This window comes from Nostoc sp. LEGE 12454, assembly GCF_056620565.1.
The window spans coordinates 55,855-75,235 of sequence record NZ_JBWQXL010000001.1; the positions used below are offsets into that span (position 1 = coordinate 55,855).

General features: G+C 41.8%; 14 protein-coding genes and 1 pseudogene. 7 read left to right on the forward strand and 8 right to left on the reverse strand.

The window, feature by feature from the left end; all coding sequences use genetic code 11:
• Positions 1 to 311 precede the first annotated feature (311 nt).
• Positions 312 to 1,343 carry a beta-carotene hydroxylase gene (crtR, locus tag AC1F2U_RS00255; RefSeq protein ID WP_480259317.1) on the forward strand — a complete coding sequence of 344 codons (1,032 nt, stop codon included), beginning with the start codon at positions 312 to 314 and terminating at the stop codon, positions 1,341 to 1,343.
• A 172-nt stretch (positions 1,344 to 1,515) separates the two neighbouring features.
• Here the strand turns inward: crtR and AC1F2U_RS00260 are convergent, their stop codons facing one another.
• Together AC1F2U_RS00260 and AC1F2U_RS00265 are read right to left on the reverse strand one after the other, a co-directional pair.
• The gene (locus AC1F2U_RS00260) at positions 1,516 to 2,442 is read right to left on the reverse strand and encodes a phosphodiester glycosidase family protein (RefSeq protein WP_480259318.1); all 927 of its coding nucleotides are present in this window, start codon (positions 2,440 to 2,442) and stop codon (positions 1,516 to 1,518) included.
• 85 nt (positions 2,443 to 2,527) lie between these two features.
• Entirely contained in the window at positions 2,528 to 3,781 is a 1,254-nt protein-coding gene (locus AC1F2U_RS00265) for a DUF4912 domain-containing protein (protein WP_480259319.1), read from the reverse strand.
• 650 nt (positions 3,782 to 4,431) lie between these two features.
• On the opposite strand from AC1F2U_RS00265, the gene AC1F2U_RS00270 reads away from it, so the two are divergent.
• Both AC1F2U_RS00270 and AC1F2U_RS00275 read left to right on the forward strand, forming a co-directional pair.
• Complete coding sequence (locus tag AC1F2U_RS00270) at positions 4,432 to 4,632, forward strand: hypothetical protein (protein ID WP_480259320.1); 201 nt, start codon at positions 4,432 to 4,434, stop codon at positions 4,630 to 4,632.
• A gap of 733 nt (positions 4,633 to 5,365) precedes the next feature.
• Entirely contained in the window at positions 5,366 to 10,774 is a 5,409-nt protein-coding gene (locus AC1F2U_RS00275) for a translocation/assembly module TamB domain-containing protein (protein WP_480259630.1), read from the forward strand.
• A 246-nt stretch (positions 10,775 to 11,020) separates the two neighbouring features.
• Here AC1F2U_RS00275 and AC1F2U_RS00280 read toward each other — a convergent pair whose 3' ends face one another.
• From AC1F2U_RS00280 to AC1F2U_RS00305, 6 genes and pseudogenes are all read right to left on the reverse strand, one after another.
• A complete protein-coding gene (locus AC1F2U_RS00280) occupies positions 11,021 to 11,953 on the reverse strand; it encodes a polysaccharide deacetylase family protein (RefSeq protein ID WP_480259321.1) in 933 nt (310 codons plus the stop codon).
• A gap of 578 nt (positions 11,954 to 12,531) precedes the next feature.
• Complete coding sequence (gene rpsU / locus AC1F2U_RS00285; RefSeq protein ID WP_480259322.1) at positions 12,532 to 12,726, reverse strand: 30S ribosomal protein S21; 195 nt, start codon at positions 12,724 to 12,726, stop codon at positions 12,532 to 12,534.
• A gap of 123 nt (positions 12,727 to 12,849) precedes the next feature.
• Entirely contained in the window at positions 12,850 to 13,164 is a 315-nt protein-coding gene (locus tag AC1F2U_RS00290) for an RNA recognition motif domain-containing protein (protein WP_292779617.1), read from the reverse strand.
• Between the two features lie 402 nt (positions 13,165 to 13,566).
• The gene (locus tag AC1F2U_RS00295; RefSeq protein WP_480259323.1) at positions 13,567 to 14,427 is read right to left on the reverse strand and encodes a 3'(2'),5'-bisphosphate nucleotidase CysQ family protein; all 861 of its coding nucleotides are present in this window, start codon (positions 14,425 to 14,427) and stop codon (positions 13,567 to 13,569) included.
• Positions 14,428 to 14,522: 95 nt separating this feature from the next.
• A complete protein-coding gene (locus tag AC1F2U_RS00300; RefSeq protein ID WP_480259324.1) occupies positions 14,523 to 15,380 on the reverse strand; it encodes a sugar kinase in 858 nt (285 codons plus the stop codon).
• A gap of 126 nt (positions 15,381 to 15,506) precedes the next feature.
• Positions 15,507 to 16,040: pseudogene (locus AC1F2U_RS00305) on the reverse strand (PadR family transcriptional regulator); the annotation flags it as partial.
• Between the two features lie 343 nt (positions 16,041 to 16,383).
• On the opposite strand from AC1F2U_RS00305, the gene AC1F2U_RS00310 reads away from it, so the two are divergent.
• The 4 genes from AC1F2U_RS00310 to AC1F2U_RS00325 all read left to right on the forward strand — a co-directional run bounded on the left by AC1F2U_RS00310 (position 16,384) and on the right by AC1F2U_RS00325 (position 19,333).
• A complete protein-coding gene (locus tag AC1F2U_RS00310) occupies positions 16,384 to 16,797 on the forward strand; it encodes a hypothetical protein (protein ID WP_335009134.1) in 414 nt (137 codons plus the stop codon).
• A gap of 19 nt (positions 16,798 to 16,816) precedes the next feature.
• Positions 16,817 to 17,008, forward strand: coding sequence for a hypothetical protein (locus AC1F2U_RS00315; protein WP_480259640.1), 192 nt, complete (start codon positions 16,817 to 16,819; stop codon positions 17,006 to 17,008).
• Positions 17,008 to 17,970 carry a DNA polymerase III subunit delta' gene (locus AC1F2U_RS00320; protein ID WP_480259325.1) on the forward strand — a complete coding sequence of 321 codons (963 nt, stop codon included), beginning with the start codon at positions 17,008 to 17,010 and terminating at the stop codon, positions 17,968 to 17,970. The genes AC1F2U_RS00315 and AC1F2U_RS00320 overlap by 1 nt, the downstream gene beginning before the upstream one ends.
• A gap of 169 nt (positions 17,971 to 18,139) precedes the next feature.
• Entirely contained in the window at positions 18,140 to 19,333 is a 1,194-nt protein-coding gene (locus AC1F2U_RS00325; protein ID WP_480259326.1) for a Coenzyme F420 hydrogenase/dehydrogenase, beta subunit C-terminal domain, read from the forward strand.
• Positions 19,334 to 19,381: the final 48 nt, after the last annotated feature.

Below are 19,381 nucleotides of genomic sequence, written 5' to 3' on the forward strand. Positions count from 1 at the left end.
GACTGGGCAAATCGATAAATGTCGATATCAAACCAAAATCTATGTATGCCGTTGTTGCTGGCATTATGAGTAACAGGAGCAACTCTCGAAATCAAAAATCAAATATTTTGTTTATGCGTGTAGTGTAGCAAGGAATTCAAAATTTTTACTATTCCCTATCTCTTACAGTCCATACCTAATTTGAATAGAGAAGAGTATTGGCTAAATTTTCAATCTTTTCATCTCTCTAATCGAGGCAAGAAATCTATTCTGTGCTGGCTGAGTTTGGGATTTCAAACCCATTTTATCAACGAATCAAGACCAGGAAAATTATGACCTCTTTAGATCCTAATTTTTTTGACATCCCGGACAAAAGCCTAATCATCATCAACCCAGCCGTTGATGACTATAAAAAGCTAAATGGCAACAACTTGGAAGTCATCTTTAAAGACGTAGTAGATACAGAAGTAAGAACGGTAACTTCAAAAGCAGAAAAACTGCTGAAAGCTCCACCAAAGGAATTGTTAGCGCCTCCTGGTGATTTCAATCCTACACTACTACTGTTTTTAGCATCTGTGACAGTACTGGTGTCATCTCATTGCGGTTACTGGCTTTGGCAATGGCCAGACTGGCTGTGTTTTGTTTCTAACACTATTGCTTTGCATTGTGCTGGAACAGTAATTCATGATGCTTGTCACCAATCTGCTCACCGCAATCGAGTCATTAATGCCATATTAGGGCATGGTAGCGCCCTGATGCTAGGGTTCGTTTTTCCAGTGTTTACACGAGTACATTTGCAGCATCATGCTCATGTCAACCATCCCAAAGACGATCCAGATCATTTTGTTTCTACAGGTGGCCCGCTGTGGATGATTGCATTTCGATTCTTGTCGCATGAGGTGTTTTTCTTTCGACGGCGACTGTGGCGCAAATATGAGCTATGGGAATGGTTAATTAGCCGCTTAATTGTTGTTGCAATTTTTTATATCTCAGTTCAATATCATTTTTTAATGTACGTTCTCAATTTTTGGGTTGTACCTTCTGGTATCGTGGGATTAATACTAGGCTTGTTTTTTGATTATTTGCCCCATCGTCCCTTTGTTGAACGCGATCGCTGGAAAAATGCTCGTGTATACCCTAGTCCAATTCTTAACATCCTGATTTTAGGTCAGAACTACCATTTAATTCATCATTTATGGACTTGTATTCCCTGGTATAAATATCAGTCTACATACTATCTAATGAAGCCTTTGTTAGATGAAAAAGGCTGTTATCAAACTTCAGGGTTACTGCAAAAGAAAGACTTTTTAGAGTTTATTTACGACATCTTTGTAGGAATTCGCTTTTTTCATCAAAAAAAATAAAAACCAAGATGAATACCAAAATCGTAAATAAGCATTGACTTGTGAATTAGTCATTAGTTATTGGTCAATAACCAATGATATCAAGTGCGGGTAATGACTTATTAAACCCGAATCACCCCACCCCGCCAAAGCATCGGGGAGGGGTGCAATAAATGTGGGAATTATAACTATTTTATTTTTTGTAAATCAAAAAAACTGAACCAATTGGCCCAAGGTTTTCTACATAAGTTTTCTGGTTGTAATATAATCCTGGAGACATACCTCCATCAAATAAAATCCCTTCTTGAATCTTTCCTAAACAGTTATTGCTAGCAATGCCTTCCAAAACATTATCAAACATATCTGGCAATAACTCTTGATTAAGTTGAGATAATTCAATCTCGGAATTAGCTTTCAAGTCATTAACTAATAAGATTACATAGCCTTGATTCGTAATAGCTGCTAGAGAGCGATTAGTTGCATTTTTACAAGCAAATTCTCCCAAATCTTCACAAATATCTTTAAACTTACCCTGACGATAGAATCTGCCATTACCGCCCACTAAATTGTAATTGAGAATATCGTTTGTTCTTCTGCCAGCTTGAATAGTAGCTTGTCGCTGCTGAGGTGTACCTCCTGATATGCCAAAGGAAGAACGTTTATTTTTAAATGCTCCTGAATACTCTACGCCACGAGAAATATTTAAGCCTTGGGGTTTATCATCAGTATCTATATAGTCGGCATTAATTGCGGCAATAGGTAGCTGTCCGTTTAACTTGGCATTCTCATCAGCGATCAGTTCATGAAACTGTTTTGCTACATATTCTTTACGCAGTTTCCCTCTACTATCTTTGGCGTAAAGTTTATGAGATAGACCAACATTAACTTTGAAATCTAATTCTGCTGATTTGGGATTAAAAATAATTACATTGTTAATACCTTTAGGATTTTTTTTACCTTGATTATTGGCTTTAAAAAAATTAATACTGAACTTGGCATCTTTGCCAGGGCAACTTTTAGACGCTTTTGGGACTAAATTTGCTTCAATCTTTTGACAACCTGATAATAAGCTTGCACTGATTATCAAGATAAATAATAAAAATAATCTTTTTGTAGACATAATAATACAAAAAAAACCGCTACAGAATTACTATAGCGGGGAATAATTTAAAATTTCAGTCTGGAGTCAATCTCAGAGCCAAAATTTAAGAGAACCATTCTAAGACAGCTTCTTCTTTGGTGTTAGTATTCCGAGATGGTGTCTCACGATTAAATTTCATCTGAATCGATCGGGTTTGCTCGCCATCAGCAGCTACAGCCAAAATTGGGTAGTCAATTAAACCATCCTGGAAGGACATCTGGAAGCGGAATGTTCCATCTGGATTTAGCTTAATTGGACGGCCACCAATGGTTACAGTAGCATCGGGTTCGGTTGCACCGTAGACTATCAACTCAGCATCGGCAATTAACCAGAACTGGCGCGGACGCACTGGTACGGCAGAAGCCGAGAAGCCAACACCTGACATTCCTGCACCGGAAGCGGTTAAGCCAGATACGGTAGGAGTTGCCCACAGACCCACACCCGATGGGAAAATGTAGGAGCTAATGACTTGTTCAGGACGCGCTGCACCTTGTTGGGAGCCAAAGATAGAACCAGCAACCCGTTGTGCTTCGGCAGATTCTGCTAAACCAAATATTTCGTCGTAGATGGGGTTGCCGTTGCCATTCACAACAGCATTACCATTAGCGGTAGTTGCAATCTTCTTGGCAGGAGGAACTAGTTCGTACTGTGTCTGACCACGTAAATCTTCTTCAAAATTTACAGTGATGAAGACATCCTCAATCCAGTCAGAAGGATAGACGGGAGGAATGTGTACTCTACTAGAACGAGCTAGTACTAACCAGCGACCATCAGCAGCACGATAGCCGATATCGATCGTATAATCGCGATCGCTAACTGGAACTGGTAGATACCATTCTCTAGCTAGTTCATCAGCGGGATATTCTTGAATGCTATGTGGGCTTTGGTATTCGATATCGATGTCGGTGACATCATAAATCCGTAGTGCCAGTTGTTGTCCGCCTTGCCGACGCAGTTCCTCTTTGTGTTCATTGGCAACATCCCAGTAAGTGTAAGCCCATTGAGGATCGCGCGGTAAGAGTACAATCCGGCTTTCACCATAGCCAGAGGGCAAATCTGCGAGTCCTTCATCAACATCAGCTAAAGATCCACCAGTACGATCTTCCTGACCTAATTCAAACTTTGCAGCTTCCACGGTTTCTTGTGCCTCCAATGAACGAGATGGACTGAGTAAGTTTTTGCTACGCTGGACTTCTTGTATTGATGTCAGCAGTTGTGATTTACGCATTCGGCTATAGCGAGAGATGCTATATTCGCTAGCAACTTTGCGTAGTTGGCGTAAGGTCATCTCCTCTAGTGGCGGGCGTTCTTTTGCCATTTATTTGGCCTCCAGTAGTTTAAGCGGTAAATGATTTCCCCTGGTTAAAGAATGCTATGTAAAATCTCATCCATTCCAGATGAATTTCTTATTCCTGACTCCTGGTTTTGCCCAGTTTTTAAGTTTTTTAATCTGTTTTTAAATTGAGCCAACATCCTTTCAATTCCTTATGATGCCAAAATCAGCATTTCTTTGGGATCGGAGGATTTCTATTTGTTAAGTCTATATTAACCACTAAGCATATCTAGGGATCAAGGGGTCAGAAGTAGGTTTTTTGGCTGTTTCACGAATTTATCAGCCCTTCTGGGATCTCATTGTCATGAAAACATGACAATAAGGGCACTCTACGTGTTTAGTAATAGGCAAAATGTCAAGTTTTCATGACATTGCTTTCTGGGTTAGCCAAAAATCCCAATTCTTGAAGAAGAATTCAGAAGTCAGAATTTAGGAGCAAAGCCAAAGACGCTGCCCTATCAACTCTTTCGTTCAAAATTCATTCTGATTTCTGGCGACTGACGCCTTTATTCAGTTTCGTTAAGCGATCGCCTTTCTCACCCACCGTTATCTGAATTTAAGTCCCAAGATAGTGTGTACCCCACCATAGAAGAACTTAAGCTTGGCATATAAGTTTAGGGTTTAGGGAAATAGTTATGAATAAGGAAACAGTTCCTAGTCAAGCTGAAAAGTCTAATCCAGAAGGCGATCCATCACAATTAAGTGCAGAGGTATTGGACAAAATCAAACATCCTGCGAGAATAGATGATGTTATTCGAGAGCAATCACCAGAAGAACGTAGAAGTAACCCAGCTTTAGTACCAGAAATGATTGACGATCCATCTGATAATGATTGATTAGGTTTGCAAAACAGCAATCGAAAAGCTCAGATTCGCTACTTCTCTACAAAGTAGCGAATATTGTTAGTAATGTGTTGCTATTCAAGATTATGTAGTTATTCTCGATATATTTCCGGCATGTTGATGTCTAATAGCACAGCCTGAGTATCAAATTTAACTTGATGAATTCCTGGATAAAATTATTTGATAACTTTGCATAAACCTAAGCTTTATTCATAGATATTTTGTCAGTGTGTTCGTATATACATTTCCCCTTCTAACTAATAGGAGGCTAAATCACCATTGTCATCTATACTAAGTTAGATTATGGAAAGTTAAAGTTTATAACCATAGTCGTATATACAGAAGGGATTATAAAGTCATTTAATAAAATATTGCTGGCTTTCTGAAAGATAATATTTATACCAATTCTTTTGAAGATGCACATAATATTCTAAATAATTTTCTTAATACCAGCAAAGTTTCCAAATCTCAAAACGAACAAAACTAACGTCTGGTGAAAAATTATTAATCGAAATAAATTCAGGAATTAGACAAAATCATGAAATAACATAGACGCACCACAAATGCGTCTTATTGGCGCAGCCTCTCCTCGAAAATACAAGCAGCTTGCCACAAAGTTCTTGCGTAAGTCCTGATATTGTGAAACCATAAATTGTAACTTGCTGATACAATTAATTAATTTGTCTCTAGCCTCACTCCAGAAAAATTACTGGTACTAGTAACAATGATGACGCGATCGCCAAAATCAAAAAACAATCAGGAACCATCTAATCGTCGTCTGTGGCTCCTGCTTTTAGGACGTACCAGTTTGGCTCTGGGTGGGGTTTTACTAGTCGGAATTATAGTTGGTGCTTGGTGGGCTAGAAGCTATGTATACAAAGATTTAGCGCCGTTAGTACAGCAAAATCTTGAGCAATTACTGGGGCGTCCAGTCAAAGTTGGGAACGTTGAACGTTTTTCGCTTTCTAGTCTAAGATTTAGCTCTTTATCAATACCAGCAACTGCCACCGATGCAGACCAAGTGGTAGCAAAAGCCTTAGATGTGCAGTTCTCGCCGTTGCAACTTATTCTGAGCCGAAAACTAGCATTAAATGTCACCTTAGTTCAACCCAATGTCTACGTTCAACAGGATAAAGATGGTCGTTGGGTGACAGCCCAAGTTAAGGCTGGGGAGGGACAAGGCTTTATTCAAACTGAGTTGCAGTCACTTCAAATTCAAGATGGCAATATAGAGTTGATGCCATTCACTGCACCGACTAAACCCAAAGGCTCAGTCATATTAGATCGAGTTGGTGGTATTGCCAGATTTTTCGATCGAAATCAAAGGATCGGTTATGACTTCAATACTCAACTCACCAGGGGAGGGGCTGTTAAAATTGTTGGCGAAACCCAACTAAAAGCTCAACAAACTAACCTCCAACTTTCAGCACAAAATTTACAAGTATCTGAGATCGCTAGATTAATTCAGTTACCGATCGCTCTGCAAGCAGGATATTTAAATGCTGATTTAGGGGTGCAGATTCCACCCAAACTATCAGACATCGCAATTACGGGAACAGCTACAGCTAATCAAATCACCGCTAAAATTCAAAATATTCCTCAGCCGGTTTCTAATTTTAATGGGAAATTTCTATTTCAGGGTCAGACAGTTACTTTAGATAATCTGAGTACGAACTTTGGCAAAGTTCCCATTCTGGCAAATGGAACAATTAATACTCAAACAGGTTTTAATGTTTCTGCTCAGATAAAACCTGTTACTGCGAAAAATATCTTAGATACCCTGAAAGTAAATTCGTCAGTCCCAGCAAGTGGCGAAATTCAAGCAAATATTAAAATACTAGGCGCACTTGAGCAACCAGTCGTCAGCGGTACGGTAAGTAACACCAAACCGATTCAAGTCGATCGCGTTCAATTTAAAACCATCAACACTGATTTCCGCTTGAATGCATCTCAAACTGCATCTCAACTTACTGTCTCCAATCTAAAAATAGTCCCCGTAGCTGGCGGTCAAATTATCGGCGGCGGTCAAGCTAATCTGGGAGCCAAAGATGAGGTAATATTTAATGCTCAAGCTGATGGGATATCAGGAGATATACTAGCACGCAGCTATGGCGTTACTCTACCGATCGCGGTGGGGAATGTTTCAGCAAAAGCTCAAATTTCTGGCTCACTTCGCAAACAGCCTTTAAAACTTGATGTTTCTAATGTTCAGATAACGCCGCCAGCCGGAGGGCAAATCACAGCTAATGGTCAAATTCAACTCGCTCCCCAAGGTCAGGTAGGCGTAGATATTCAAGCTCAAGGTATCCCAGGAAATGCGATCGCTCAAGGTTACGGTATTTCAACTCCAATTAATGTTGGTGGTATATCTGCGAACGCTAAAATTAGTGGTTCTCTGGGTACACCGTTAAACGTCAACGTTTCTCGCGTTCAAGCAAATCCAGAGGTGGGAGGGCAAGTCACAGCTAGCGGACGAGTTCAGCTTGCACCTCAAGGTAGAGTAGCGTTGAATGTGCAAGCAAAAAATATACCAGGAGATGCGATCGCTAAAGCCTACAATTCTTCACCCTCGATTACCATTGGGAATGTCTCGGCAAATGCCGATATTTCTGGTACTTTGAGCAATCTGCAAACAGTAGCACGGGTGCAAGCGCCTAGTGCCACCTATCCCACTAGTGGACGAGTTGTTGTTACCAAACAAGGAGAGAATATCGTCTTTCCCGATGCGGTTGTGAACGTCGCAGGCGGGACAATCAGAGCCACAGGTCAACTTGCACAACAACGCTGGCAAGGATCTGTCAAAACTTCTCAAATTCAACTCAGCCGTTTCTCACCACAACTGCGAGGACGGCTGAATAGCAATATTCAGCTAGCTGGCACAACCCAATCTTTCCAGCTTGCGGATATTCGCGCCGCCGGACAAATCAGCCTTCCCCAAGGAGTCGCGCAACTGGCAAAACCACTGACTGCACAATTTCAGTGGAATGGACAGCAGATTATAGTTGAAAACGCAAGTACCGCAGGATTTAGTGCTAATGGTGCGATCGCTATTCAGTCTCCCCCAACTGGCGCACCCCAAATTGCCGGATTTGATTTAAATGTACTGGCGCAAAATTTCAACCTACAAAATACTGGCTTTAAAGTTCCTGGGGACGTAGCAATAGCAGGGCGACTTGATTTTAATGGGAAAGTTACAGGAACTCCAGATGTACCGCAAGCTAATGGCAATATCCGGCTGCGGAATTTCAATGTGAGTAACTTGGCGTTTGACCCACTTTTAACCGGAAATGTGAATTTTCAAGGGGGACAAGGAGGAAGTCTGCGACTAGCTGGGAAACAAGATCGGATTGCGCTTAACTTAGGTGCAGATTATCGTCCCACTTCATTTTTAGTTAAACGCGATGAGGCAGTTACTACGGGTAGAACTGAGGGAGATAACTTGATAATCAACGCCCAGCAGTTTCCCATCGCTCTTGTTGGCGGCTTTTTACCTAACAATCAATTGAAACCACTGGGCGGGCAATTATCGGGTAATTTAGTTGTCAATCTAAATAATTATGCCATTGCGGGAGATGTGGCGATCGCAGGGCCTCGTGTTGCCAGAGTTGCAGCAGATGAATTTCGCGGCAGCATCAATTATGCCGATGGTACTGCTAGCTTGGCTAATGGTCAATTGCGGATTGGCGATACCAACATCGCTCTCAGTGGTAATGTGCAAGCAGGGAATGACCCGCAATTTCAATTCCAAGCTAATTTTGCCGAAGCCAAAATCCAGAGACTTTTACAAGCGTTTAATATCTTCGACTTTCAAGACCTTAGTACTGGGTTGCAGCCTCCAACGTTAGCTGGAGCAGAAGCACTTCCAACTGAATCTATCAGTTTGCCCGATGCAGATTTGAAAACACAGTTAGCATATTTCTCAAATATTACAGCAGCGATCGCTAAAGAACAGCAAGCTCAAACCAAACAAACCCCATCTTTACCCAGCCTTGCAGAATTAACAGGTGCTTTAAACGGAGCAATTACAGCCAATGGCTCATTAAAGTCTGGGTTGAATGTCGGCTTTAATTTTCAAGGTGCTAATTGGCAATGGGGTAATTATTCCATCAATCAAGTTGTTGCTCAAGGCACTTTTGCTGATGGTATCGTCACACTTTCGCCCTTGAGTGTGGGGATTGATCGAGGACTAGTGGCCTTTTCGGGACAGTTAGGAACTGAGCAAGTATCTGGAAAGTTGAATGTAGCCAGTCTACCTTTATCACTTTTAGAACCTTTTATCGAAAAATACCCCGTAGATATCACTGGTAATGTAAATGCTGATGCCACCTTGGGAGGTAGTTTGCAAGACCCCAGAGTTCAAGGGCAAGTGGCGTTAGCGAATGCGACTCTTAACAAACAACCTGTACAAACAGGACTAGTGAACTTTGATTACAACAAAGCTCGCTTGAATTTTGATAGTACCTTACTCGTGACAGGAACGCAGCCAGTTGCAATTACAGGTAGCGTACCTGCACCGTTACCTTTTGCCAAAGTGCAACCTGATAGCAATCAAATCAACATCGACGCCAATGTGCAAAATGAAGGATTGGCACTGTTAAATCTGTTGACCAACAATCAAGTAGCTTGGGTAGATGGTCAAGGAAAAGTCGATTTAAATGTTCGAGGTACTTTAAACGAACCAATTATCAATGGCAACGCCACACTTAATAATGCAACCTTTAGCGCTGAAGCTTTATCTGAACCTTTAACGAATGTCACAGGAACAGCGCTATTTAATGGTACTACGGTAAGCGTTGAAAATATCCAAGGTAATTACAATCAAGGGCAAGTAACTGCATCAGGTATCTTGCCAATTTTTGATGCTCAACAAACCGCAGCGAATCCCCTGACAATATCAATAGCAGACAAACTCAATTTTAAGCTTGCAGGACTGTATGAAGGTGGTGTTGGCGGCGATGTCGTGATTCGCGGCACAGCGTTAAAACCTGTAATTGGTGGAGAGATTCAACTGAGTGATGGTCAGGTAATTATTGGCAACTCGCCTACTACTGCTAAAAAATCAGCAGCTACAGCAGAGGCTAATACTAAAGTCATAAATTTAGATAGACAACAGGTTAACCCTAATGTCACACCGACAGCAGAGAATAACGCTAACCCAGTAGCTACAGTGGACGGAAGCACTAACCCAGTGGCGACAGCAGACGCAAGCACTAGCGCCGCAACTCCACCTAATTTACCTGTAGAGTTTGCAGATTTAAAGTTGATTTTAGGCAAAGATATTCGGGTTACAACTCAGTCCCTACTCAGCTTTGTACCAGGAGGAGCGGCATTAAGTCAGCCCCTATTGAGGTTTGACGCAACAGGCGGCTTGACTATCAATGGTACATTAGCCAAACCACTTCCTGAAGGAGTTATCCGTTTGACAGGAGGACGACTGAGCTTATTTTCCACTGAGTTTACCTTGGCGCGGGGCTATGAACAAACTGCGCGGTTTACTCCAAGTCAAGGACTTGACCCGACTTTGGATGTCCGACTGACCGCAATTGTACCGGAAGCATCAGCAAGGAATACTCAAACTTTGGAATCACCATTGTCTTCTGAAGTCAGCGATGTTTCTGTAAACAACTTTGGGACTTTACGTAGCGTTAACGTTCAAGCTAGGGTGAACGGGCCAGCTAGTAAATTGGGTGACAATCTAGAACTGACGAGCGAACCTAGCCGTAGTAAGGGAGAAATAGTTGCGCTGTTGGGTGGATCAATTCTGGGTTCTTTCGGTCAAGCAGATGCAGGCCAAGGGCTGACTAATTTCGCTAGTTCTACCATTTTAGGTAGTTTACAAGGAACTATCACTGCGATCGGACAGGCTGTTGGTTTCAGTGAATTTCGGATATTTCCGACTCCAACTATTGATAATGAAGAATCAAAAGCATCAAGAGCTTCAATTCTTAATTTATCAGCGGAAGGTGTGTTTGATATTAATAAAAATTTCTCTGCCTCTTTATCACGCGCTCTTTCTAGCGATGACTCTTTCCGTTTCAATGTCCTCTATCGAGTCAATGACGAAATTCTGATGCGAGGCTCAACTGATGTGGGGGATGACAATCAACTTCAAGTTGAGTATGAAACTCGATTTTAGATTGGTGCATTGGCGCATTGTTTAGTCGGCACAATCGCATTGCTGGCCAATAAACTAACTAATTACCGGGACAGGATATCACTCAATACTGTTTGGTTAAGGCAAGAGACGCGATGAATCGCAGGCAAGAGACGCGATGAATCGCCGTCTCTACAATAATCAGTCCTTTGTAGAGACGGCGATTTATCGCGTCTTTGACGAGCAATAATTTTCATCAAAAAACCTTAACTGAACCGTATTGGGATATCACTGATGATTAAGTTGTTGGTTTGAATGTTCTTGATTTGTTACTACAGGTGATACTGCTGTCTCCACACTTTCTTCTTGGGCTTGTATTTCCAGTAGTTGGGGAATTGTCACAAATCTATAGCCTTCGGCTTTTAAACCTGCGATCATTTCTGGTAAAGCCTTGACAGATTTAGAACGGTTGCCGCCCCCATCGTGCAACAGTACAATTGCACCGGGTTTTGCATATTTCAGCACATTTTTGACCAGCCCCGTAACTGGAGGCGAACGGCGTTCAGCATCTCCCGATTGTTCTGACCACATCATGACAGCGTACTTCTTGCTTCTGGCATATTCGGCTAGTCCATTATTCAGAAAACCGCCAGGAGGACGAAATAGAGTAGTTTTCTCTCCGGTAGTCTTGTAGATGATCTCTGCTGTACGATCGATTTCACTAGCCGCAGTAGCTAAGTCCATCTTGCGATACGAATGATGCCATGTGTGATTACCAATTATGTGACCATCAGCAGCCACTTGCTTGGCAACTTGAGGAAAATATTTGACCATTTGCCCAATCATGAAGAATGTCGCTTTGACATCATTTTTCTTCAAGATTTCTAAAATCTGTGCCGTATTTTTGGGGCCGGGGCCATCATCAAAAGTTAGGGCAATAACTTTCTCATTCGCTTTTAGTTTCCCTTGATAAACGATTGTTCCCTGAAATGCCTTTGGCACTTCATTCATCTGTTCTGTGACTGGACTTATATTCTCTGCATCTGCACTCATCAGCTTGTTATGACTAGCTTTAGCACTCTCGCTTTTTGGCTTGAGAATTCCCAACAAATGCTCAAATCCGCTTGTGGTTAAAAGCAAGCTGATACCTAAACTACTAGCACTAGTAACCAATATAACAATTATTATTTTCAGTACTAATGATAATTTACGACTAGACACATTAAATCTCCTCAAATATTAGTTATTGGGGATTGGTTTCTCCCTGATGTTCCCATACCTTATATCATGTCCGCGCGATCGCTTAGTTAAACTGGAATTACCCGGACTGGATATTATTCCTAGCCTGTTGTAATTAATATATCTACTGCTGAAAGAAAAAAAACAATAAAATACCTTAAAACATTCCAGCTAAAAGATATCTCAATTTAATCTGTACTAATTTGCTACCATTATTAAACTGAATAAAATAATACTCAGTAAATTTAGCTGACCAGTAGAGCCAGCAATGATAGCAGTATAACCGTAACTTGGAGAAATGCTAGGTAGTCATTATTCGCTATTTGCTTGCGATCGCACGCGATGTGCAATTTACTTTCCAAAGATGAAAGTCCCACCCTATGCTTAACCGAGAGATTGTGATTGTATCTCTTGCCAGGGTGGAACAAATGTTATCTATGGAAGAATACGGTTCAATTATTGATGTACGCTAATTACTTGTGGCTTGCCAGTGCTATGGCAACAATGAATGAAGAGATGCTGGCTAGATGTCAAATCGAAGGGCAAATTTGCTTGGACTTTTAATTGAAGCGAGAACGTTGTTGACGACGTTGTTTGTGCCTAGCAATTTCTTTACGCTTCTCTTTTTCTATCGGCGTCTCAAAGTGACGCTTTTTTCTCATATCTTGGAAAATTCCTGCTTTAGAAACTTCCCGTTTAAATCTTCTCAAGGCTGATTCAATACCTTCATTCTCCCCTAAAACTACTTGTGTCATTCTCATTCCTCCTTAATGTGGATGAATAGTTCAAGGCTAGATACCAAATAAAATATTCCAGCAGAATCGAGCCTTTGGCTTTATCTGCTGGAGACTCTAAATGTGAAATTTTCAGGAATTGACTTAGTAGCGATTATTGTTGCGGCGGGCATTATTACCGCCACCCCAGCTACCGCGAGAGGAGTTACTTCTTTCCTCACGAGGTTTAGCTTTGTTCACTTTCAAATCACGTCCCATCCACTCAGCACCATCAAGTGCATCAATGGCAGCTTGTTCTTGTGTGTCTGATTCCATTTCCACAAAAGCGAACCCACGCGGCCGGCCTGTTTCCCGATCTGTGGGAAGTTGAACACGATTTACTGTTCCGTATTCTGCAAAAGCCTGCTTTAGGTCATCTTCTGTAACCTGATAGGACAGGTTTCCGACGTAAATTGACATAGAAATCTCCGAATTCAGGGAGTGTAGAGAGTTAAATTCGGAGAGACGGTTTTTAGAAATCAAAACGAGTTACTCAACCGAAAATAATCTTTATGTCCATGAGTGTAGCACAGCATTCAGCCTTTGAATATTGCCTGATAGTGAATTTTATTCACAAATCAAACCTTTAAAGACGGTTTGCAGACTTTCTAAAGACTGGCTTTTTTTGGTTGTACTATATAAAGTTACACTTTTAATCGGAAATCGTAATTAACTCGCGATCGCCCAGATATTTAGTGTTTTCAAAATTAAGTTGTGGACTAAGAGCTAAAGATTATTATCGGTAATCGGATTAATCATACCACGATCGACAGTCTTAAAAGCAAATTAATCTAAATTAAAAAATATTTATCCTCAAGTACGTTAGCTATGGTCAAACTGCGCTAAGATATCTTCTGCTTTCTTACATAGTACTTCGTGATATTCACCATTACTAGCTAGCAAACCTCCCCATTGATTGATATCACCAGTGTTATACTGCAACGCAGTGCCGTCGAAGTGAGTAAACTGACCACCGGCTTCTGTTAAAATCAATTCTGGAGCAGCGATATCCCAGTCTTTGGGCGCAGACTTGCCGGAAAGGGAAATGTAGATATCTGCCTGTTGCTCGACAATGGTGGCAATCTTACAGCCAACACTACCCACAGATTTCTGATTTTGACAGGGTAAGTTTTGTAGCAGATGATCTAAGCGTTGGTTGCGGTGAGAGCGACTAACGACTAAGGTTAAATCTTCAATTCGTTTACCCGATGATACTTGTAAAGGAACAGATCCGTCACAGGTTTCTACAAATGTACCCCCGCCTTTGGTAGCGTAATATAACTTTTGAGCCTCTGGTACTGCCACCACTGCCAACACTGGGCGTGTTTCTTTGACTAAAGCAATGTGAACTGCATAGTCGCCAGTTTTTTCGATAAAATCTCGTGTACCATCCAAAGGGTCTATTATCCATACCCAAGGGGCAGAAGCTTTTTTACCACTACTTGACGATTGATAAGTTTCTTCGCTGATGTAAGCAAAATCTTCGTTACCCAAAGTTGCTTGTAACCTCTGCAAAATGTATTGACTCACAGCTACATCCGCAACAGTGACAGGCTCATTCTGCTTATATTGAATTTCTAAGTTAGGGTCTTTTGCAGTGCCGTCGTAATACGATCGCAGTATCTCTGCTGCGCCCCAACCTACCTCACGAGCGATCGCTAATATTTCTTGTAAATCTTTCATTAATTTGGCCTATCTAAAAATATGTATAACGTGATTAGGGGCGCACAGCGATACTTAGTTTAACTAATTACGAATTACGAATTACGAATTACGAATTATCTTAAATTCATCCAGCGTCGAGTACCAAAAAATTTACAGGAATCAGCAGCAATATTCGCTGCCAGTGTCAGTGCATCAGTAAAGCTTTCCGTTAAAATGTAATTGCAGAAAGCACCGTGAAAAATATCTCCAGCCCCTAACGTATCAACCGCTTGAATCTGCGGCACATCTACGATACCAGTTTTAGCGCCACTCAAGTATTCAATTGGTTCTTGTCCGTGGGTAATGGCGATGTGAGGAATGTCAAATCCACTGAGATAGCTAAAAACGTCTTCTCCAGTTTGGCAGTTGGGGGGATAAAAATTAGCTGAACAGATAGCATAATCCACAAACGGTAGAATTTGCTCAAATCCCGGCTTCCAACTACCACCATCGATCGCTACTGGGATATTATTGGCTTTAGCCATTTGAGCTATGGAATCACCAACCGCCATCTGATGTCCATCAATCAGTACTATATCGACATTCTGCAAAATATCTGGCGGGATAGATGCGCTACTAGCTTGAGTTTTGACAGCATTGATCGAAACCACAGCGCGTTCACCTGTGGTTTGAGTGACAATAATCGAAGATACAGGCGGTACTAAATCAGTGCTAGGCTCAAGGTCTGCGATCGCAACTTTGTAATTTGCCAAGTCATCTCGAATGAGCTGCGTCATTGGGTGAGAACCTACTACACCTAAGACTGTAGCCTGATTTCCTAAATAATTGAATGTTACAGCCGCGTTTGTTGCTGGGCCGCCTGCCGCTACAGTATAGTCAGTAGCGACAATCTTCTGATTATTCTTAGGGGCAGAGTCAGCAAGGTAAATCAAATCTAAAGTTACTAAACCTACAAATAATCCATGATTCATCTGCTCTTTGGTTCAAAATTCAATTTTGAATTCTGGCTCACTTCGACTCCTTTCGACTTCGCTTAAGGCAAGTCGCTCTGTTACCTCCTGACTCCTGAATTCTTTCTTGGTAAATGGATATGACTCTTGGCGACTGACAACTTCGATAGCTGTCTTCAACCAATCAATATAAGTTTCTTCTCTTCGGATTACCAACTCCAGCACCAACCTTTGCATCACCTGCTCGCGGTTGGCAGATTCATCACCGAGTGATGGCAAATCGATGGTTTCACATTCAGCCAGCTTTTTGCTTCGAGCCGTTAATTGTTGCTCCAGTAGGTGAATGATGGTTTCATTCGACAACTGATCTGCAAAATGCAACTGGACGAGTAAAGGTTCTCTGATAGTCGGTAAGGGCTGATGAATCCCTAGCCATCGCCTAAATTCCGCTTTCCCTTGTTCCGTCACACTGTAAACTTTGCGGTTGGGGCGATCGTGTTGAATCTCAATGTTACAGGTAATCCAGCCTTGCTCAACTAGCTTATCGAGAGTTCTGTAAATTTGTGCCTGATCTGCTGGCCATAAATGGGCAACGCATTGATCGAAGCAGCTCGTTTTGAGGTCGTAGCCCGTCATTTCTTGCTGCTGAAGAAGACCTAAAATTACATTTGCTAGCGACATGAAGATGGTTTTCCCATAATTGATATTTTCTCGCTCGGTTTTACACTGTGTACTTCTTATAATTTTATGTTAATATATGATTAATCAAATATAAGACATAACGGTTATAAAAAGATATGCTCATTATAATGCTTCTTAGCAAGGAAACCAAATAGATAAAAAACTCCATTCACCAAGGCATGGGGAAGAACAAAGGAATAGGTTAAAGGTTACAGGGTACAGATTAATTCCCTATCACCTGTTACCTGTCAGCTCTTTCCCAATTCCATCCCAATGCCCAATTCTCAATGCTTAGAAATTATTTAAGCCATTGAAGACCATTGTAACGAGAGGATAAGTAACATTGACTTCTAACACACTTACAGAAAGAATACGTCAGCATCAATATCTGCGCGATTTACGAAATAAATTACTCCACCTTCACAAGATGTTGCTGGAGACAGAACGCATTGCCTACGAACAGATTAGTGGACGAGTATCAAGTGGAGAACTTCTTCAGCTAGTCATCGCTCACGAACAATTTGCTTGGCTACATCGCATTTCTGAGATGGTTGTGCAAGTTGATGAAATGCTCCAAGCAGATGAACCGATATTGCTGGACGATTTCCAAAAATTGATTGCTGATGTCCGTACACTCATTGTACCGTTAGAGACGGGTAATACCTTCGAGAGAAAGTATTACAACGCTCTCCAGCGCGAACCTGGTGCTGTGTTGGCACACGCGGAAATATCCAGATTTCTCACATCTAAGGTTTGATTGCTAATTTAACCAAACAGTGCTGAGTACAAAAAAATCGTACTCAGCACTCATCAACCAACTGCCACCAAAGGTTGAGGTATTTCAGCTTTATGCCATACCGATTTCCCTGTTAGCAGTTCTACAACATCCATTCCCAATCACACCTGGTACACTCGGATACCCGGCAATTGCTCCGACGAAAAACAGGTTAGATAACTCTGTCGTATAATGACTAACGATCCATTTGCAGCTGTTATCGGACAACAGCAAGCTATAGAATTACTCACTCAGGCTGTCAGACAAAACCGGGTTCCTCCAGCCTACTTATTTGTGGGGCCAGATGGTGTAGGCAGGAGTTTAGCAGCCAGATGCTTTGTAGAATTGCTATTTTCTAATGGGATGGGAGTCACTGCGTCTTTACAAAACCGTTTGCGTCAAGGCAACCATCCAGCTTTATTGTGGGTGGAACCAACGTACCAATACCAGGGACAACGATTAACAGCAGCAGAAGCAGCCGAAAAAGGACTGAAGCTTAAAGCATCGCCTGTAATTCGACTAGAGCAAATTCGGGGAATTACCGAGTTTTTAGGTCGTCCGCCCTTGGAAGCGCCGAGAAATGTGGTAGTGCTGGAAGAAGCCCAAACAATGGCAGAAGCCGCAGCCAATGCTTTACTTAAAACCTTGGAAGAACCGGGACAGGCGACATTAATTTTAATTGCACCTACACCTGAGTCTGTGTTGCCGACTTTGGTATCACGCTGTCAACGCATTCCTTTTTATCGCTTAAATGCACAGTCTTTGGCTGTTGTACTCACACAAACAGACCATCAGGAAATTTTGCAAAATCAGGCAGTATTAAACATAGCAGCTGGTAGTGCTGGAAGTGCGATCGCATCTTATGAGCAATTACAAGTTATTCCTGATGAGTTACTCGAAGACTTGAAAAAAGCGCCCAAATCTTACCGTAACGCCTTAGAGTTAGCCAAAAAAATTGATAAGGATTTAGATACAGAAGCACAACTGTGGTTAGTTGATTATCTTCAGCAATTCTACTGGCAGCAGTGGCATCAACCTAGTATTATTAACGAGCTAGAACAATCTCGGAAACACTTGCTTTCTTACGCTCAACCACGGCTAGTTTGGGAATGCCTGCTTTTATCTGTGTATCAAAAATCAAGTTCTATACAATAATTAATTCGTAACAAAATAAATTAAGCAAAACTCTGCGTTACTTTGCGTTTACTTTGCGTCCCTCTGCGTTTCAAAATATTACAATGTCTTGTTCATCCTCTATCGTCAAGTTCATAGCGAGTAAAGGTATTGTAATAAAAGCGATTCCTGGATAAAACAAAAAGTTTATATGACCTCAGTTTCTCCTCACAAAAAAGCCAGAGCCTTAAAACCTACCAGCCGCCGCCCTGCGAAAGAACTCTGTAGCGAGTGTGGGCTATGCGATACATACTATATTCACTATGTCAAGGAAGCTTGCGCTTTTATTAATCAGCAAATAGGCGAACTTGAACAAGAAACACACACGCGATCGCGCCATCTTGAAAACCCCGATGAACTCTACTTTGGCGTTCATCAAGACATGATAGCTGCGAAGAAACAACAACCTATCGAAGGCGCACAATGGACGGGTATTGTGAGCAGCATTGCCATTGAAATGCTCAATCGCGGCTTAGTTGAAGGTGTCGTCTGCGTGCAAAACACCAAAGAAGACCGCTTTCAACCCATGCCAGTCATCGCCCGTACCCCAGAAGAAATACTAGCAGCACGGGTAAATAAACCAACACTTTCTCCGAACCTTTCCATATTAGAACAGGTGGAAAAATCGGGAATGAAACGGCTGTTGGTAATTGGTGTTGGTTGCCAAATCCAGGCATTACGAGCCGTAGAAAAACAACTTGGTTTAGAAAAGCTGTATGTTTTAGGTACGCCCTGCGTAGACAACGTTAACCGCGCCGGATTGCAAAAATTCTTAGAAACCACCAGCAGATCGCCTGATACAGTTGTGCATTACGAATTCATGCAAGACTTCCGGGTTCATTTCAAACATGAAGATGGCTCATCAGAAACAGTGCCTTTCTTTGGCTTGAAGACTAACCAACTCAAAGATGTCTTTGCCCCATCCTGTATGAGTTGCTTTGATTACGTCAACTCCCTAGCCGACTTAGTTGTTGGCTACATGGGCGCACCCTTCGGTTGGCAATGGATTGTAGTTAGAAATGACACTGGTAAGGAAATGCTGGATTTGGTGAAAGACCAGTTAGACACCCAACCAGTAACGTCTAAAGGCAACCGAAAAGAAGCCGTACAACAAAGTATTCCCGCTTACGATAAAGGCGTTACTCTGCCGATGTGGGCAGCAAAATTGATGGGTGTGGTAATCGAAAAAATCGGCCCCAAGGGTTTAGAATATGCGCGATTTTCCATTGATTCTCACTTTACTCGGAATTATTTGTATGTAAAGCGCAATCATCCAGAGAAATTAGAGGCACACGTTCCAGAGTTTGCCAAACGTATTGTTGGGCAATATAAATTACCAGAATAGAAGTGGGGCATTGGGCACAAGGGGCAGAGGGGCAGAGGGGCAGAGGGG

Excerpts from the sequence above, each read along its gene's own strand:
- crtR (WP_480259317.1), top strand. The coding sequence starts at position 312 with ATGACCTCTTTAGATCCTAATTTTTTTGACATCCCGGACAAAAGCCTA.
- AC1F2U_RS00260 (WP_480259318.1), bottom strand. The coding sequence starts at position 2,442 with ATGTCTACAAAAAGATTATTTTTATTATTTATCTTGATAATCAGTGCA.
- AC1F2U_RS00265 (WP_480259319.1), bottom strand. The coding sequence starts at position 3,781 with ATGGCAAAAGAACGCCCGCCACTAGAGGAGATGACCTTACGCCAACTA.
- AC1F2U_RS00270 (WP_480259320.1), top strand. The coding sequence starts at position 4,432 with ATGAATAAGGAAACAGTTCCTAGTCAAGCTGAAAAGTCTAATCCAGAA.
- AC1F2U_RS00275 (WP_480259630.1), top strand. The coding sequence starts at position 5,366 with ATGACGCGATCGCCAAAATCAAAAAACAATCAGGAACCATCTAATCGT.
- rpsU (WP_480259322.1), bottom strand. The coding sequence starts at position 12,726 with ATGACACAAGTAGTTTTAGGGGAGAATGAAGGTATTGAATCAGCCTTG.
- AC1F2U_RS00290 (WP_292779617.1), bottom strand. The coding sequence starts at position 13,164 with ATGTCAATTTACGTCGGAAACCTGTCCTATCAGGTTACAGAAGATGAC.
- AC1F2U_RS00295 (WP_480259323.1), bottom strand. The coding sequence starts at position 14,427 with ATGAAAGATTTACAAGAAATATTAGCGATCGCTCGTGAGGTAGGTTGG.
- AC1F2U_RS00300 (WP_480259324.1), bottom strand. The coding sequence starts at position 15,380 with ATGAATCATGGATTATTTGTAGGTTTAGTAACTTTAGATTTGATTTAC.
- AC1F2U_RS00320 (WP_480259325.1), top strand. The coding sequence starts at position 17,008 with ATGACTAACGATCCATTTGCAGCTGTTATCGGACAACAGCAAGCTATA.
- AC1F2U_RS00325 (WP_480259326.1), top strand. The coding sequence starts at position 18,140 with ATGACCTCAGTTTCTCCTCACAAAAAAGCCAGAGCCTTAAAACCTACC.